This is a genomic window from Paenibacillus sp. FSL M8-0212, from assembly GCF_038004645.1.
In the GTDB taxonomy this organism is placed as follows: domain Bacteria; phylum Bacillota; class Bacilli; order Paenibacillales; family Paenibacillaceae; genus Paenibacillus.
Window position 1 is genome coordinate 5,349,547 of the sequence record NZ_JBBORP010000001.1, and the last position, 17,057, is coordinate 5,366,603.

Sequence of the window (17,057 nt, forward strand, 5' to 3'; positions counted from 1 at the left end):
AGATTAGTACCGTCCGTTTCTGTTACGGTCATCATCACGATCATTGCGACGGTCATAACGACCATCCGCTGCAGGTTTGCGACGATTGGAGATGGCTCTGAAGAGTGCCATAGCCAGCATAACAATCAACATGATCGCTGCAACGTTCACGAGCAATCCAAGGATGTTACCCAGGGCGCCCATGCCACCGAACAGTCCGCCGAACATCATACCAGCAAGACCACCAAGCATCATGCCTTTCATGAAGCCTCCGCCACCGCCGAAGAATCCACCACCACGGGTTGCAGCTGCACCAGTACCGGAGTTATTACCGGAATTGGATTGATTCACGTTGTTGTTGGAGTCGGATTTCTTAGGAGTGTTGGTATAACTTTTTGTACCGGATTTGAATCCGCCACCACGTCTTGCATCCGCAGAATCCGGATTTGTTACTCCCACTGTTGCGAACAATAATGTAAATGCCATAAATACCATCATTAGATGTTTAACTCCGAATTTTTTCTTCATTGTAAAGATCGTAACCCCCCGATTAATTTGTTTGAATCGCCCAAAAATGGGCCTTACTCATGTAATACGGTCAACTTGCAGGAACGTTTCAAATTTTATTAAATTTCTGAAACGCTAGGACTTGGGTCTTGAATTGCAGCTTGGCCATCAAGCAATTGGGTAACCCAATGACACCATTCCAGGCCAGTTTGTGCGTGCATTAACCCTTTTTGTACCAGGATGTAGCTTCCAAAATCTCGGTTGCCTACACGAAGATTATCCTGAGGTATACGTGACTTCAGATCCTCGAAATAACGTATGCGTTCCATAAACCAGCTTTTACGCTCGTTAAGAATGCGTCTCATGCTTCCATCTTCCGCTATGCCAACACACAAAATACGCAAATTAAATTCATCGCGTGTAACCGGTGCGGTAACAGGAGTAATCATCCATTCCAAGAGCTTTTCAATGCCTTTTTCCGTAACTGCGTACATTTTCTTGTCCGGTTTGTCAGACTGTTGTACCCAGCGGGAGGCCAATAACTCATCGTTTTCCATCTTGGACAGGAGTGGGTAGATCTGGCTGTGTTTCGCCTGCCAATGCGGCTGGATCTTCAGCATCAGATCATAGCCCGATGACTCCTCGCGGGTAAGCAGCCCGAGCAATCCGTAGGAAAGTATGTTCATGCACATGTCTCCTTAATATTAGGGCTAGGTCAGAGAGAACAATCGTTTTTACTTTCTTTGACCGCTTTCATAAAAAGTGTACACTGAAACTGTATGGTTTGACAACCTGACAGAACAACTGCCTTAATTTAGACAAAAAAAAGTGCGAACCATAAGGTCCGCACTCCAAACCATTTAGAGAGATGCCTGTTGTCCATACCCCTCAGCGACAAGATCAAGCTCACCTGTAGCAGAATCGATAACCATGCCGTGGACGGGTACATTGGGAGGAAGTAAAGGATGCTTCTTGATCACTTCCACAGTATGTTTTACCCCTTCTTCGACGCTGTCAAACCCACGCAACCATTTTTGTAAACGGATGCCCGAATTCTCCAGAGTAGTCATGACTTCTTCTGATACACCGCGCTCTACCATATGTCCAATCATGGTCTCAGCGTGAAGGGAAGCCATGCCACATTCCGTATGTCCAACTACCAGGACTTCATCTGCACCCAGTTCATAGATGGCGACAAGTACACTACGCATTACACTCCCGAAAGGCTGAGAGATAATTGCGCCTGCGTTTTTGATGATTTTCACATCACCGTTTTTCAGGTTCATGGCCTTGGGCAGCATTTCCACCAGACGTGTATCCATACAAGTGATGATAACCATCTTTTTGGTTGGAAACTTGCCAGCCGTATACTTTTCGTATTCTTTGGTCTCGACAAATGATTTGTTGTAAGCCAAAATCTCTTGAATGTTGTTCATGTCCATTGCCTCCTGTTATCCAATACGACGAGCACGGCCACTTGCATATGATGCAGCTTGTCCTACACGCCTTTGCTTTAATAGTATTTCACGGTCAGCAGATGGCATTACTCCAACCCTTTAGAGGTTGTTCAAAAAGTCCACTTTTGATTACAAATGATGCCTGAGGGCATCATCAGCATCGAAGTTGAGCACCATTTCTATCTTCTCGGTAATGAAAACCAGACTTTTTGAACACGTATCTTTAGGAGAACAATGCAATTTTCATCTGTTAAAAGTTGATTATACGCAATGCAAAAAGTATCATCAATAGGGTATAACATTTTTTTTGAAGAGGTGAACGATAACAATGGATAAACAAACACAGGAACATTTGGAATCCTTCCGTAATCTGGCTCGTAAAATCAAGAGTTACCATGAAGCCATTGGTTTGCTTCACTGGGATCTGCGTACAGGTGCGCCGAAAAAAGGCGTTCCGACTCGTTCGGAGACGCTGGGTATGTTGTCCACCGAAGCATTCAAGCTGCAAACCTCAGCTGACATGAAGACTTACCTGGATGCATTAACAACTCCAGCGGTATTGGAACAGCTCGAAGATATAGATCGTCGTCTGGTTGAAGATTGCAAGAAAGAATATGATCGCAGTCAGTCTGTACCACCGGAAAAAGTACAAGCTTATACCGTGCTAACAGCCAAGTCGGAAACGGCATGGGAAGATGCCAAGCATAACAGTGATTTTGCAGGGTTCTCACCTTATCTGACAGATATCGTTAAGCTCAAACAAGAGTTTATTGATTATTGGGGTGTGAAGGATACCCGTTATGATACGCTGCTTGATATGTATGAACCGGATCTGACGGTTGAGAAAGTGGACGCTGTGTTCGCCCGCCTCAAAGCACGTTTGGTGCCTCTACAAGAGAAGATTAATGCTTCAGAAAACAAGCCCAATACAGAGTTCCTGAATCAATTGTTTGACACCAAACAGCAGGAAAAATTCAGTCTGTTCATCCTGGAACAAATGGGCTATGACTTTGAAGCTGGACGATTGGATGAGAGTGTTCATCCTTTTGCAACGGGTCTAAACCCGGGGGATGTGCGGATCACAACACATTATCTGCAAGATGATGTAGCAAGCGCAGTCTTCAGTTCGTTGCATGAGGGCGGACATGCCCTGTACGAGCAAAATATTGATGACAGTCTGGCGGGTACCCTTCTTGCCGAAGGAACGTCCATGGGGATTCATGAGTCTCAGTCCCGTTTATGGGAAAACATGATTGGTCGCAGCCTGCCATTCTGGACACGTTATTACAAAGATTTGCAGCAGCATTTCCCGCAATTGAGCGAGGTTGAACTGGAAGATTTCTATCGTGCAATCAACCGCGTAGAGAGTTCACTCATTCGGATTGAAGCGGATGAACTGACCTATAACCTGCATATTATTATCCGATATGAGATTGAGAAAATGTTATTCAACGATGGTCTGGAAGTGAAAGACCTGCCGGAGACCTGGAATGCAAAATACAAGGAATACCTCGGTATAATGCCAACGAATGATGGAGACGGCGTTCTTCAGGATGTTCACTGGTCCGGTGGTGACTTTGGTTACTTTGCATCGTATTCTCTGGGTAATATGTATGCAGCTCAAATTCTACATACATTGCGTAAGGAAATGCCGGAGTTTGATACCCTTATTGCCGAAGGTAATCTGATTCCAATTAAGGAATGGCTTACAGACATGATCTATCGGTATGGTAGAAGTCGCACACCTTCCGAATTGATTGTTGCCGTAACGGGTGAAGAATTGAACCCGGATTATCTGGCCGATTATCTGGAAGCCAAATATGCCGAGATTTACAAGCTGTAGATATCCTATAAATAACATATTGAATAACATTTAGAAGAGCTGAAGAGTCGGGTATTATTGCCCGGCTCTTTTTTGCATTCAAGTTCTTAACCTTTTGCTGGGCATCGGCATATCCATAATAGAGAGAAACTGCTGAAACCAGTGAAGGAGGGAAACAACATGAAATACACGCCATGGTTCGTCCGGGGCATCGTTATTCTGCTGATTATTATTGTGGCGCTCACCAGCTGTAATAAGGAAGATAATGAAGCCAAAATTACGATTGGCGAAGTGACTCGTTCGGTATTTTATGCACCGGAGTATGTGGCCGTGGCTCAAGGCTTTTTTGAGGAGCAGGGGCTTGAGGTGGACATTCAGACGACTGCTGGCGGTGACAAAACGATGGCGGCATTACTCGCAGGTTCGGTGGATATCGCCCTGGTAGGAGCGGAGACGTCCATATACGTGTATCAACAGGGAGCGGAAGATCCGGTCATTAATTTTGCCCAGCTCACCCAGACGGATGGTACTTTTCTGTTCGCTCGTAACACGGAAGGCAGCTTTGAATGGGATCAACTGAGGGATTCCACATTTCTCGGTCAACGTAAAGGCGGCATGCCACAAATGGCAGGGGAGTTCGCACTGAACAAACATGGCATTGATCCGCAAAGTGATCTGGAGCTGATTCAAAATGTGGACTTTGCAAATATTGCGTCTGCTTTTGCCTCAGGCACGGGAGATTATGTTCAACTGTTTGAACCCCAGGCATCCATCTTTGAACAAGAAGGTCGGGGCAAGGTTGTTGCATCGTTTGGAACAGAAAGTGGTCTTCTGCCTTACACCGTCTTCATGACGAAACAGAGTTATCTTAACGACAATAAGGATATCGTACAGAAGTTTACAAATGGTCTGCACAAAGCGCAGGCATGGGTGGATTCCCATACGGCTGAAGAGATTGCTGAAGTCATTTCTCCTTTTTTCAAAGACATCGATCCAGCCATTTTGGTAAGCAGTGTGAAGCGTTATAAGGAACAGGGCAGCTATGCAACGGACCCGATCATTGATGAGGAAGAGTGGAACAATCTGCTTGATGTCATGAGTGCCGCCGGCGAGTTGAAAGAACGCGTGGATTTGAATGCCATTGTGGATAATGCCTATGCGGAAGAAGTTACGAAATCAAAGTGATGGGTATTCAGGAAAGGAAGTGAGCAGAATGCCTGAATCCGAAAGTGTGATCCGACTGGAGGGGATCTCTCAAGTATACGTCAGCGAGCGGGAAGCTTCATTGGTGATTGAAGACTTGAGTCTGGAGATCCAAAAAGGAGAGTTCGTCAGTCTGGTTGGACCGAGTGGATGCGGTAAAACGACATTGTTGTCGATCATCGCCGGGCTGCTCACACCCACCCGAGGAGAGGTTAAGGTTAAAGGCAAACTCGTTGGTGGCCCCTCTGCACAGATTGGTTATATGCTTCAACAGGACTATCTGTTTCCATGGCGGACCATTCTGGATAATGCATTGATTGGTCTTGAACTGACAGGCAGACTGGATGAACGGAGCCGTGAGCGTGTACGGGAACTGCTGGTAAGTATGGGGTTGGCAGGAACGGAGAATCAGTACCCTTCAGAGCTTTCAGGGGGCATGAGACAGCGAGTAGCTCTGGTGCGCACGTTGGCAACCGATCCGGGAATTTTATTATTGGATGAACCATTCTCAGCACTTGATTATCAAACCAAGCTGCAATTGGAGGATCTGGTCTCGGACACGTTAAAACAGTTTGGCAAAACCTCCGTTCTCGTCACCCATGATTTGTCTGAAGCCATTGCGGTCAGTGATCGCGTCATTGTACTTGATCGCAATCCTGGCCGTATCCGTCGTGAATTTATCATTCCCGATGGAATTCGTAAATCTCAGCCGTTTCATGCCAGGGAGCAAGAAGGATTCAATGCGTTGTTTCAGGCGTTGTGGAGTGAACTGGATCAGTCCGGGGGAGGTGAGGAAGACGCGTGAATCCAATGAATCCGAAGCAGGAAAAGCGTGACGAATGGATGGGGCAGCTGCATCGGAATCATATTCAGCAGGTGGCCAGATGGCGACATCAAGTGCTTGCCGTACAGTTATCTATGCTCGTATGTATGTTTTTGCTATGGGAAGTGGCAGGCAGACTCCGGTGGATTGATGTACTGTTATTCAGTTATCCGAGTAAGATTTTTGCCCAGATTGGCAAGGACATCGCTAGTGGCGAATTATGGGCACATGTTGGGGTAACCGTAGGGGAGACGGCAGTTGGTTTTTTGCTGGGAACACTCGTTGGAACCTTGCTTGCGGTTTTAATTTGGTGGTCTCCTTTTTTGTCCAAAGTGTTGGACCCCTATATGGTTGTGTTCAACAGTATGCCAAAGGTAGCACTTGGCCCGATCTTTATTGTGATGTTCGGCGCGGGTTTTACAGCAATTGTCATGACCACATTGTCCATTACGGTCATTATTACAACGTTAGTGGTGTATAACAGCTTCAATGAAGTCGATCCCAATTATATTAAAGTGATTCGTACGTTTGGTGGAGACCGTTCCGAGATTTTTACGAAAGTTGTATTACCTGCTTCTTTTCCGGCGATTGTATCCACCTTGAAAGTGAACGTTGGCATGGCTTGGGTGGGTGTAATTGTGGGTGAGTTTCTGGTCGCCAAACAAGGGCTAGGTTATCTCATTATCTACGGATTTCAGGTATTCAACTTCACACTTGTATTATCAAGTCTGTTAATTATTGCAGCAGTTGCAACAGCCATGTATCAACTTGTTGTGTATGCAGAACGTAAAATGCTGGCTGGCCGCAGGTAATTTGCACGTGTTTTACTCGTAATGTGAAGGGGTATGATATGTATACAATTTCACAAGGGGTGTCACGTTGCCCGATACCGTAAAATCAAGTACCATATTTAGTATGAATATTCCGCGCAGATCCGGAATGAATGCGATGATTGGAGAAGAGGGCCTTGAGGTTCTGTCGCAACGATCTAACTTGCCAGCGTCCCTCATTCGGGGCGTGTTGCTGTGACCGGCATGCATGCGCATGTCGGTTGATGTCGTCTAGTTTACATTTGGATGAGACATACTAGTCATGATAACTGAATGAGGCGACGAGCTGGCTAAGAATTTTTTTGCAGCTTAGAGGAGATGGAATGTTAAATGGGTTTTAGGGTAATTAAAACCGCAATCGCCGCATTAATGGCCGTGCTGATTGCGGACTGGTGTGGCTTGCCAGGACCGACATCAGCGGGATTGCTTGCCATTCTCGGGGTGGATGTAACGAGAAAACGAAGTATTCGTACCATATCGGCTCGATTTTTTGCTTCAGTAGTTGGACTTTTATTTGCAAGTGTACTTTTTCACTTTCTAGGTTTCCATTACTGGGTGCTGGCCGTATACATATTGATCGCATTCCCGGTTATTGTCCGGGTAGGCTTCAAGGAAGGTATTGTAACAGGTTCGGTGGTGGTGTTTCGGGTGTTCGGCGGCGGGGAAATGGACGTGCATGTTGTCCTCGTACAAATTGCTTTGCTTCTGATTGGTCTTGGTTCGGCAATGGCGGTTAATCTGGCCTATATGCCGGCAGCGGATCCACAGATGCTGCGCATTCGCAAACGAATCGATGAACTCTTTTCGAAGATTTTCAAGGAATTCGCAGCCACACTGCGTAATCCCAATGAAGCATGGGCGGGGAGAGAGCTGATTGAAGCAGATAAAGCGATTCTGGGCGGTATTGATGCAGCCAAGCGTTCTTTGGAGAATCAGGTGATTCATCCGAACGAGGAATGGAGTGTCTACTTCTATATGCGCAAAACGCAGCTGGACTCCATCCAGCATATGATGCATCTGGTGTCCCAGATCTATCAGAAGATGCCACATGCGGAAATGGTATCGGAGCTGTTCGATCAGCTTAGTCAGGATGTACTTACTGAATCTTACACCGGACGAACTGAAAAACTTCTTGCAGATGTGCAAGAAGAATTCAAACGTATGGAGCTGCCGGATACAAGGGAAGAATTCGAGATTCGTTCTGCAATTCTCCAGCTGTGCCGTGAACTCGCGCTGTATCTGAAAGTCGCGAAGAAGGACAAAGCGCCGTCCCCAATCTCGGACCGGTCCCAATCTACAAACGAATAATAGAAAATAGTTGTCACCCTAGACGAATGCCCTGCATACACTTGTAGTGAATGATTGTATGGAGGAGGTTTAAAGATGTCATTGAGTCATAAACATCAATGTAGAGAGATTATCACGAAGGCGATCTGCGGCAAAGGTCGTAAGTTCTCTACCGTAACACATACCGTGACTCCGCCAAATGGTCCGACAAGTATTTTGGGGGCTTGGATTATCAACCACCAATATGAAGCCGTATCAGCGGGTGACGGAATTGAAGTTATTGGTACTTACGATATCAACATTTGGTATTCCTACGACAAGAATTCTCAGACGGATGTAGCCAAAGAAACGGTCTCGTATGTAGAACATGTGCCTTTGTCCTATCTGGACCCGAAACACCGGACTTCCACAGTGGAGGTATCTGCGGATGCAACGCAGGAACCTAGCTGTGTGGAAGCCACAGTATCAGCAGGTGGAAGCAGTGTAATTATCCGGGTAGAACGGGAATTCGCTGTAGAACTCGTTGCCGAAACCAAAGTTTGTGTGAAGGTCTGCACAGATGGTTGCGGTGATTACGAAGACAAGGACTATGACTTTGGCAGTGCCGATGGAGATTATGACGATCTCGATCCCGATCTGCTCGACGATGAGCTGTGAGTTTGACGCCTGTATTTGATAACCTAAGGTATCATATGCGCCAGAAGGCGCGGTGAAGAGGGCGTAAGCCCTCTTTCTTCTTAAATATTGAAAAATGGGTGGTAACGAGCCTCGCAATGTGCCTGGAATACCTTTCACGGGAAGGCTCCGCATTGCGGGGTTATTTTTATTTTAGTTGCATGATCCAGGAGGGGGGACGTAATGAATGTGATGGAACAAGCGGAAGAAGCTCTGCGCCGATATGAAAGGATGACTTCTGGAGAACGCGCAGAAAGGTTGAAACAGGCAGGCATTGAAGTATTATCATTGCAAGATCGGCGCAAACGTGAACCAGGTTTGCGTGTACGCTATGACGTAGAGATAAGCTGTCTGCAGGCAATCCGGATCAAGCGCAAGGATACTAGTGGCATGGGAGAGGCACAGGAAACTCTGTTGGAGCGTGAAGCGAGTTCAACCTTGTTCAAGCGCATAGAACGACTTGCGATCAAAACGCTGTATACGCTAGGGTTGGATCATGGAGCTGTTCGAATGGAATCCTCAGGAAACGGCGGCTGTGCAGTGATTTCGATCGACCCGTGTCCCTGGAAAGGGGTGACCAACCTTGCTGTTACCTATAGGGAAAGCTGGAAGCAGCATCAGGAACTGCTGGATGAGGAACTGAGTCACAGACCCATTCCAATACTCGGCATGGACCCCGAGTTCCTTCTGGTTCAGATGCCAGAATCCAAAATCGTACCCGCCTCCAAATTTCTTGAACGTACCGGAATGGCAGGCTGTGATTCCGTGACGATTGGTGGACGGCGCATATATCCTGTTGCCGAACTGAGACCGGCTCCCAGCTCCGAACCACGAGAGTTATTGGCGCATCTGATGAGGGCATTTGCAGCAGCCTCGCGTAGCATTAGTGATCACTCGCTCATCTGGCAGGCAGGAGGGATGCCACAGCGGGGGTTACCTCTAGGCGGTCATATTCATTTTAGCGGTGTGAATCTTACCGGGGAGCTGCTTCGTGCACTGGACAATTATCTGGCATTGCCACTGGCATTTCTGCAAGACCCGCGTGGATCCGGAAGACGGCCACGTTATGGAGCACTTGGGGATTTTCGCCTGAAATCCTACGGTGGGTTTGAGTATCGTACGTTACCCAGCTTTCTTGTGTCGCCCCTTGTTGCAAAGGGCGTTGTGGCCTTGGCAGGTCTAATCGCGAGCGGGTATACTCAATTACGGCAGCGTCCGTTGGAGAAAGCTGAAGTTCATGCCGCTTTTTATGAAGGAAAGCGCGAAGTAATCAAGGAATACATTCCAGCTCTGGCAGATGATCTGAAGAAGTTGGAGGGATATGCACGTTATGAACGGTATGCGTCACCGTTACTCCTTCAATTAAAACTGGGAAGAACCTGGGATGAGAGCCGTGATATTCGCAAACTCTGGAATATTCGGGCAGGTTCATGAAGTACGGACGTTTTTTTGATATAATAAGAAACAAGTCTTTTTAAATGATAGCTACGGAAGATATGGAGCAGCAACCTTTGAAGGAAGTGGCGAATAGCCAAAACATAAGGCGGAGGCGCAAACACAGTGCCTGACCGTCTTATTGTCCTTCCAGGACGCGTTTCTTCCTGACATTATAGGAACGGGATGGAGGATATTCATCATGGCTCAGTATACGCCAATGATTCAACAATATTTGCAAGTGAAGGCCGAAGCACAAGATGCTTTTCTATTTTTTAGACTGGGTGACTTCTATGAACTGTTCTTCGAGGATGCGATTAATGCTGCTCGTGAACTAGAGATCACGCTGACCGCACGTAACGGAGGCACGGATGACAAAATTCCGATGTGCGGTGTACCTTATCATTCGGCTGACAATTACATACAGCGTCTGATTGAAAAAGGATATAAAGTTGCGATATGTGAACAGATGGAAGATGCGAGTGTAACCAAAGGTATGGTACGACGCGAAATTGTACGTGTGGTTACACCCGGAACGGTGATGGAAGGCAAAACGCTGGGGGATAAATCCAACAACTACATGGTCTGTCTTACAGGTAATCAAAATACGCTGGCTCTCGCGGCCTGTGATCTGTCAACGGGTGAGTTGTATGTGACATCCGTGCCCTATTCCAAGGAATGGCTTAAGGATGAAATCGGCATCTACGAACCATCCGAGCTGGTGGGGGATGCAGCACTGCTTGAAACGGTAGAAGCCGAGGCGTCTCCAATCGGTCGCCCTGTGGTCTACACGTCGTGGACAAAGAATAAGGAAGATCTGGTCCGTCAGCAGTTTGGCGAGGCTGTATGGGCAAGATTAGAGCCTGAACGTCAAGCGTGCATTGCACGTCTTTTCTCCTATTTAAGTGAGACACAGAAACGTTCTCTGGGACAATTAACTCAAATCTCTACCTATGAGCCAGATCATTATATGATCTTGGACCCGTTTACCCGTCGGAACCTGGAATTGGTGGAAACCGTGCGTGAACGCTCCAAAAAAGGTTCATTACTCTGGTTGCTTGATCGGACAGAGACATCCATGGGTGCAAGAATGCTGCGTCGCTGGGTCGATAAGCCATTATTGCAAAAAGGGAAAATTAATGAGCGTCTTGAAGCAGTGGATACCTTGTACAACCAGTTTATATTGCGTGAGGACCTGCGGGCAGAACTCAAAGACATCTATGATTTGGAGCGTTTGGTAGGCCGGATTGCATTTGGTAATGCCAATGGTCGTGACCTGAATGCGCTCAAATCATCGCTGGAGAAAATCCCAGGACTTCGTCAGCATTGCGCAGGATCATCTTCCACAACATTGCAGCATATTGCCGAAACGATGGATGATTGCAATGATCTGCGTGAAGCTATCGGGCAAGCCATTGTGGACGAGCCGCCGGTATCGGTAAGGGACGGAGGTCTGATTCGTGAAGGGTACCATGAACGTCTGGATGAATTGCGTGAGGCTTCGGTCAACGGGAAACAGTGGATTGCGGAGCTGGAAGCGCGCGAGCGTGAGGCGACAGGCATTCGATCGCTGAAGATTGGATATAACAAAGTGTTTGGTTATTATATCGAGATCACCAAGTCCAATCTGTCCGCGTTGCCAGAGGGACGATATGAACGTAAACAGACACTTGCCAATGCAGAACGATATATTACGCCGGAGTTGAAGGAAAAAGAGACGTTGATTCTCGAAGCTCAGGACAGAATGGTTGATATTGAGTATGGACTGTTCGCAGAGCTGCGCGAGCGGCTGAACAAAGAGATCGCAAGATTGCAGAAGCTGGCCGAACAGGTAGCCGAAATTGATGTGTATCAATCTTTTGCGGTGATTAGTGCTGAGCGAAACTTTGTACGGCCTACGTTGACCGACGGTTATGATCTGGTTGTGGAAGAAGGGCGCCATCCGGTTGTCGAGGCTGTCATGCGAGATGGCGCATTTATTGCCAACCATACGGCAATGACCAAGGAAGAGGCACGTATTCTGCTGATTACTGGACCAAATATGGCTGGTAAGAGTACGTATATGAGACAGGTCGCTTTGATCTCCATTTTGGCGCAAGTGGGTTGCTTTGTGCCAGCGGGTCAGGCGGAGGTGCCGATCATGGATCGCATTTTCACACGAATCGGTGCCGCGGATGATCTCATTGGTGGACAGAGCACATTCATGGTGGAGATGGCCGACATTCAGGTCATGACGGACAAAGCCACACCACGCAGTCTGATTATTATCGATGAATTGGGACGGGGAACGTCGACAAGTGAAGGTATGGCGATTGCTCAGTCTGTTATTGAATATGTACATGATATTATCGGCTGTAAAGCTCTTGTATCAACTCATTTCCATGAGCTTGCTCATCTGGAGGAGAGTCTGGACAAGCTGGCCAACTACTCAATGGCGGTACAGGAGAGCGGTGACAAAGTTAATTTCCTGCGCAAATTGATTGCCGGGGCAGCCAGCAGCAGTTATGGTATCTATTGTGCACGCCTTGCAGGTCTGCCTGATAGCATTATTGAGCGCGCGAATGGACTATTGCATGGGTTCGAACATGCGGCCGCGCAAGTAGCTGTGGGCAGTGAATATATCGGTAGCGAGAAGCAGGAAGAAGGCTTGAAATTAAAAGGTGGAGAATTCCAGCACACGGATTCAGTACCATTGATCCGGGAACACGAGATTGTGGAGAGTTCAGAGTACACACCTTCTATTGAAGAGTCGGTCGGGAAGCAACATGCCAAGAAATCAAACAGCAAGGTACAGTCCAGTGCAAACCATTCGGATGTGGTTCAACTGTCTATCTTTGGGGATGATGAGCCGAATGTGGCAACGAAACCGGATGTAGTTGCGGTGGATAAACCAGCGCGAGAATTCATCCGTACGATGAAAGATATCGATGTCATGAATATGACGCCTCTTCAGGCGATGCAGATATTGAATGATCTCAAATTGAAGGCACAGCAATTATCCTGAATATAAGGGAGGGGAAAACCTGTGGCGAAAATACATGTGTTAGATGAACATATTGCCAACCAGATTGCGGCGGGTGAAGTGGTCGAACGGCCTGCTTCGGTTGTCAAAGAGTTGCTCGAAAACTCGGTGGATGCAGGCGCCACCAAGATTGAAGTAACAGTGGAAGAGGGCGGACTCCTCAGTATTCGTGTCAAAGACAATGGTTCAGGTATCGAGCCAGAGGATATGGAAACTGCCTTTTATCGTCATGCGACCAGTAAAATAGCTCATGGCCGAGATCTATTCCAGATCACAAGTCTTGGATTCCGCGGAGAAGCCTTGGCGAGTATTGCCGCAGTATCCAAGGTAGAGGTATTGTCGGCAAGTGACAATGATGGGCGGGGGCGCCGCATCGTGATTGAAGGCGGGAACCTTGTCTCTCATGAAGATGCAACCTCACCCCAAGGTACAGATTTTGCAGTGAGAGAACTATTTTACAATACACCAGCCAGACTCAAATATATGAAAACGATCCAGACGGAACTGGGACATATATCAGATGTTCTTTACCGGATGGCGATGTCTCACCCTAATATTTCGTTCAGACTGCGACATAATGAGAATGTGTTGCTTCAAACGTTGGGAAATGGCGATCTGCTGCAAGTGGTTGCAGCGATCTATGGTACAAGTGCAGCGAAGGCGATGCTCCCCATTCAGGGAGAAAGTCTGGATTACCGGGTGAGTGGGCTGATCAGCCTGCCAGAATGGACACGAGCGAATCGTAATGGTATGTCAACGATTGTTAATGGGCGATTTGTTCGCAATTACGGTCTCAATCAGGCGATTCTCAAAGCCTACCATACCTTGCTACCCATTAATCGCTTCCCACTTGTCGTGGTGCAGTTGGAGATGCACCCATCCCTTGTGGATGTGAACGTGCATCCGGCGAAGTTGGAGGTTCGCTTTAGCAAGGAAGCAGAACTGTATGAATTCATAGAGACGAAGTTGCGAGGTATACTCCGGCAGGAGGTATTGATTCCACAGGTCAAAAAACAACAGATCCGGCGTGGAGATGATAGTTCCTTTATTCAGGAACAATTCCTCTTTCCACGTGGTCCGCTGAAAGATTCAACTGATGCAGAAGGATACGGACAACAAGGCCCACTAGGGAAACCTACCAGTGCATTGTTAAAGTTGATTGCAGAAGATGATGATCTGGATTTGGATGCTCCGGCGGATGTGTCTGCAGCACAGCCAGTATCTGAACAGGGGCAGACCGTACCGTTGCCCGAAGCTCCACCTGAGGTTACACACTCCCCTGAGCAGTTAGAAAGTTGGAACGGGGATAGTTTGCAGAAGGGGACTAGTCTTGACGGGGGGCAGACATCCGCTAATGTGCAGGAAGGTACCAAGGATGTAAGCACAAGTTCTTCCGAAACTTCTCCAACGGCGGCCCTTTTTTCTCAAGATCGTGTAGCAACAGAGAAACCACTGGCTGAAGGAAAACCGGCTACCTATCGTTCCGATTCCGTAACTTCACCGGTTAGAGAAGCACGTACATCCTACAATCCATCTTCGATTGCGAGAGAAGAACGAACGTGGAAAACTTCAAATCTGCCTGATGCCACTAAACTTGCTGCTGCTATGAAATCGGATGCATCCATGCCCGCATTTCCGGAGCTGAGTCTGATCGGACAGCATCATGGTACGTATTTGATCGCGCAGAATGACCAAGGTTTATATTTGATTGATCAGCATGCCGCTCATGAACGCGTGAATTATGAGTACTATTACGAGAAATTTGGTAATCCTGCCCTGGCCTCACAAGAGTTATTGCTGCCGATTACGCTGGAGTTCACACCTTCAGAGACCGAAAAACTGAAAACAAGACTGGCCTGGTTCGAGCAGGCAGGTGTATATTTGGAGCATTTTGGTGGACAGACGTTCCGTGTGCGCTCCCATCCGTTCTGGTTCCCTAAAGGAGACGAGAAAGACATTATCGAAGAAATGTCCGAATGGGTTCTTAGTGAACGGAGCATAGACGTGGCCAAAATGCGAGAAGCTGCATCCATTATGTGCTCCTGCAAGGCGTCCATCAAAGCCAACCAGAAACTGACGGATCAGGAAGCAGAAGTGCTGATTCAGCGTCTGGGTTCATGTCGTCAGCCCTACACTTGTCCACATGGGCGGCCGATTGTGGTTTCATTTTCAACGTATGATCTGGAAAAACTATTTAAACGAGTGATGTAGCTATTTAGGGGGACATTATGTACATTACAACCGGTGACAAGGAGATTGCCTCTCAGGTGGAGCGTGCGCGTAAGCTCGCCGAAACGACAGGAGGTACCTACGTACCGCGCAATAGAACGTCTTTACCCAGACTGATTGAACATTATGGTATCAACGAAATACTGGTCGTGCTCAATGGCAGAGCCCGCTTGTTTCGCAAAGATGCGACGGAGCTTGAGTTTCACCCCAGTATGGGATTTGTTCGCGCTAAACGTGTTTTAAGAGGTGAAGCCGATCCTATGCTGGAAGCTGGTGCAGTACTCGAAGGAGACACCATTGTGGATTGTACCGCTGGACTCGGTTCAGATGCGCTGGTATTTTCGGTTGCGGCTGGGAAGAGTGGACAAGTCATTGCCTGTGAAAGTTCTCAACCGCTCTATACCCTGCTGCTGGAGGGCATGTCTCATTATAAGAGCAATCAACCCTTGGTGGATGAGGCTTTCCGGCGCATAGATCTGCGTCATGTGGATCATCTTGAGTTGCTGCGTTCCATGCCAGATCGAAGCTGTGATACTGTATATTTTGACCCCATGTTCCGTGAACCAATGATGGATTCAAGTGCTATACAGCCCTTGCGAGATTATGCAAATGCTCACGCGCTGGATGAACAGGGTATTGTGGAAGCGAAACGGGTTGCCCGTAAACGGGTAGTGATGAAAGAAAAGCGCGGCAGCGCGGAGTTTGACAGGCTCGGATTTGAAATACTTGATCGGGCGAATGCAAAAACCCTGTACGGAGTGATTAATGTTGAAAGTGGAAGTTAAACCAAAACCTAAACTGCTTGTGCTGGTTGGGCCAACAGCAGTAGGTAAAACAAGAATGAGCATCGAGCTTGCCCAAGCTTTCAATTGTGAGATTATCTCAGGAGATTCGATGCAGGTATATCGTGAAATGGATATCGGAACAGCCAAGATTACCTCTGAAGAAATGAAGGGTGTTCCTCATCATCTGATTGATATTCATGAACCGGAGTACCCGTATTCTGTGGCCGAGTTTCAGGAAAGTTGCACACGATTGATAAGTGAAATTCATGAACGTGGGAAAATGCCTTTTATTGTAGGTGGCACCGGTCTGTATGTGGAATCCGTTTGTTACGGCTTCCAATTTTCGGATAGCGGTTCAGATGAAGCGTTCAGAGAGGAACAATTCAGTTATGCGGAGCAATATGGAGCACAGGCCCTTCATGATCGATTGAGGGAAGTTGATCCCGTTAGTGCGGATCGTCTGCATCCGAATGACCAACGGCGAATTGTACGTGCGCTTGAGATCCATCATCTCACAGGCGAGAAGTGGTCTGATCAGCTGGCAGTACAGAAGAAAGAGTCGCCTTATGACCTTCTTATTGTTGGTTTGACAATGGATCGGCAGAAGTTGTACGCCCGGGTAGAAGAGCGGATTGATCTGATGATCGAACAAGGTCTGGTGGATGAAGTGAAGTCTCTGTTGGAACGCGGAGTGGCCAGAGGTCATATTTCCATGCAAGGGCTGGGGTATAAGGAGATTGCAGCGTTCCTGCAAGGGGAAGTGAGTTGGGAAGCTGCCGTTGAGTGGTTGAAGAGGGATACACGTCGGTTTGCCAAACGGCAGCTTTCCTGGTTCCGTCATATGAAGGATATTGAATGGGTGGACATGACGGATACCAAAGATTTTGAAGGGAAATACAAGCAGATAAGTGAATTGATTACACGAAAATTTGATTGATTTGAGCGATTATTAGTATTCTTCTGACAGGCATCGATTAGATCAAGATATGTAAACCTCTACCTTT

General features: G+C 47.4%; 14 protein-coding genes. 11 read left to right on the forward strand and 3 right to left on the reverse strand.

What is annotated here, in order from left to right; translation table 11 throughout:
- Positions 1 to 3: 3 nt before the first annotated feature.
- The 3 genes from MKX68_RS23575 to MKX68_RS23585 all read right to left on the reverse strand — a co-directional run bounded on the left by MKX68_RS23575 (position 4) and on the right by MKX68_RS23585 (position 1,922).
- A complete protein-coding gene (locus MKX68_RS23575; RefSeq protein ID WP_091029269.1) occupies positions 4 to 507 on the reverse strand; it encodes a hypothetical protein in 504 nt (167 codons plus the stop codon).
- Between the two features lie 98 nt (positions 508 to 605).
- The gene (locus MKX68_RS23580; RefSeq protein ID WP_036613540.1) at positions 606 to 1,172 is read right to left on the reverse strand and encodes a PadR family transcriptional regulator; all 567 of its coding nucleotides are present in this window, start codon (positions 1,170 to 1,172) and stop codon (positions 606 to 608) included.
- A 174-nt stretch (positions 1,173 to 1,346) separates the two neighbouring features.
- Positions 1,347 to 1,922 carry a beta-class carbonic anhydrase gene (locus MKX68_RS23585; RefSeq protein ID WP_062835011.1) on the reverse strand — a complete coding sequence of 192 codons (576 nt, stop codon included), beginning with the start codon at positions 1,920 to 1,922 and terminating at the stop codon, positions 1,347 to 1,349.
- Positions 1,923 to 2,271: 349 nt separating this feature from the next.
- Here MKX68_RS23585 and MKX68_RS23590 point away from each other — a divergent pair, with 349 nt between their 5' ends.
- The 11 genes from MKX68_RS23590 to miaA all read left to right on the forward strand — a co-directional run bounded on the left by MKX68_RS23590 (position 2,272) and on the right by miaA (position 16,990).
- Complete coding sequence (locus MKX68_RS23590) at positions 2,272 to 3,786, forward strand: carboxypeptidase M32 (RefSeq protein ID WP_340914246.1); 1,515 nt, start codon at positions 2,272 to 2,274, stop codon at positions 3,784 to 3,786.
- A gap of 159 nt (positions 3,787 to 3,945) precedes the next feature.
- Positions 3,946 to 4,950 carry an ABC transporter substrate-binding protein gene (locus MKX68_RS23595; RefSeq protein ID WP_340914247.1) on the forward strand — a complete coding sequence of 335 codons (1,005 nt, stop codon included), beginning with the start codon at positions 3,946 to 3,948 and terminating at the stop codon, positions 4,948 to 4,950.
- Between the two features lie 28 nt (positions 4,951 to 4,978).
- Positions 4,979 to 5,773: an ABC transporter ATP-binding protein gene (locus MKX68_RS23600; protein ID WP_076317596.1), complete on the forward strand. Its 795-nt coding sequence runs from the start codon at positions 4,979 to 4,981 to the stop codon at positions 5,771 to 5,773.
- A 38-nt stretch (positions 5,774 to 5,811) separates the two neighbouring features.
- Entirely contained in the window at positions 5,812 to 6,603 is a 792-nt protein-coding gene (locus MKX68_RS23605) for an ABC transporter permease (protein WP_347388738.1), read from the forward strand.
- A gap of 348 nt (positions 6,604 to 6,951) precedes the next feature.
- On the forward strand, positions 6,952 to 7,929 hold the full coding sequence (locus tag MKX68_RS23610; RefSeq protein ID WP_091029278.1) for an aromatic acid exporter family protein: 978 nt from the start codon (positions 6,952 to 6,954) through the stop codon (positions 7,927 to 7,929).
- A gap of 75 nt (positions 7,930 to 8,004) precedes the next feature.
- On the forward strand, positions 8,005 to 8,565 hold the full coding sequence (locus MKX68_RS23615) for an outer spore coat protein CotE (RefSeq protein WP_017687912.1): 561 nt from the start codon (positions 8,005 to 8,007) through the stop codon (positions 8,563 to 8,565).
- Between the two features lie 201 nt (positions 8,566 to 8,766).
- The gene (locus MKX68_RS23620; protein WP_340914249.1) at positions 8,767 to 10,017 is read left to right on the forward strand and encodes a putative amidoligase domain-containing protein; all 1,251 of its coding nucleotides are present in this window, start codon (positions 8,767 to 8,769) and stop codon (positions 10,015 to 10,017) included.
- A gap of 202 nt (positions 10,018 to 10,219) precedes the next feature.
- Complete coding sequence (mutS, locus tag MKX68_RS23625) at positions 10,220 to 13,021, forward strand: DNA mismatch repair protein MutS (RefSeq protein WP_340914251.1); 2,802 nt, start codon at positions 10,220 to 10,222, stop codon at positions 13,019 to 13,021.
- A 21-nt stretch (positions 13,022 to 13,042) separates the two neighbouring features.
- Positions 13,043 to 15,250, forward strand: coding sequence for a DNA mismatch repair endonuclease MutL (mutL, locus tag MKX68_RS23630; protein ID WP_340914252.1), 2,208 nt, complete (start codon positions 13,043 to 13,045; stop codon positions 15,248 to 15,250).
- A 17-nt stretch (positions 15,251 to 15,267) separates the two neighbouring features.
- The gene (locus MKX68_RS23635) at positions 15,268 to 16,053 is read left to right on the forward strand and encodes a class I SAM-dependent methyltransferase (RefSeq protein ID WP_340914253.1); all 786 of its coding nucleotides are present in this window, start codon (positions 15,268 to 15,270) and stop codon (positions 16,051 to 16,053) included.
- Positions 16,034 to 16,990, forward strand: a complete 957-nt coding sequence (gene miaA / locus MKX68_RS23640) for a tRNA (adenosine(37)-N6)-dimethylallyltransferase MiaA (protein WP_340914254.1) — start codon at positions 16,034 to 16,036, stop codon at positions 16,988 to 16,990. Before MKX68_RS23635 ends, miaA begins: the two co-directional genes overlap by 20 nt.
- The last annotated feature ends 67 nt before the right edge of the window (positions 16,991 to 17,057 follow it).

Excerpts from the sequence above, each read along its gene's own strand:
- MKX68_RS23575 (WP_091029269.1), bottom strand. The coding sequence starts at position 507 with ATGAAGAAAAAATTCGGAGTTAAACATCTAATGATGGTATTTATGGCA.
- MKX68_RS23580 (WP_036613540.1), bottom strand. The coding sequence starts at position 1,172 with ATGAACATACTTTCCTACGGATTGCTCGGGCTGCTTACCCGCGAGGAG.
- MKX68_RS23585 (WP_062835011.1), bottom strand. The coding sequence starts at position 1,922 with ATGAACAACATTCAAGAGATTTTGGCTTACAACAAATCATTTGTCGAG.
- MKX68_RS23590 (WP_340914246.1), top strand. The coding sequence starts at position 2,272 with ATGGATAAACAAACACAGGAACATTTGGAATCCTTCCGTAATCTGGCT.
- MKX68_RS23595 (WP_340914247.1), top strand. The coding sequence starts at position 3,946 with ATGAAATACACGCCATGGTTCGTCCGGGGCATCGTTATTCTGCTGATT.
- MKX68_RS23600 (WP_076317596.1), top strand. The coding sequence starts at position 4,979 with ATGCCTGAATCCGAAAGTGTGATCCGACTGGAGGGGATCTCTCAAGTA.
- MKX68_RS23605 (WP_347388738.1), top strand. The coding sequence starts at position 5,812 with ATGGGGCAGCTGCATCGGAATCATATTCAGCAGGTGGCCAGATGGCGA.
- MKX68_RS23610 (WP_091029278.1), top strand. The coding sequence starts at position 6,952 with ATGGGTTTTAGGGTAATTAAAACCGCAATCGCCGCATTAATGGCCGTG.
- MKX68_RS23615 (WP_017687912.1), top strand. The coding sequence starts at position 8,005 with ATGTCATTGAGTCATAAACATCAATGTAGAGAGATTATCACGAAGGCG.
- MKX68_RS23620 (WP_340914249.1), top strand. The coding sequence starts at position 8,767 with ATGAATGTGATGGAACAAGCGGAAGAAGCTCTGCGCCGATATGAAAGG.
- mutS (WP_340914251.1), top strand. The coding sequence starts at position 10,220 with ATGGCTCAGTATACGCCAATGATTCAACAATATTTGCAAGTGAAGGCC.
- MKX68_RS23635 (WP_340914253.1), top strand. The coding sequence starts at position 15,268 with ATGTACATTACAACCGGTGACAAGGAGATTGCCTCTCAGGTGGAGCGT.
- miaA (WP_340914254.1), top strand. The coding sequence starts at position 16,034 with ATGTTGAAAGTGGAAGTTAAACCAAAACCTAAACTGCTTGTGCTGGTT.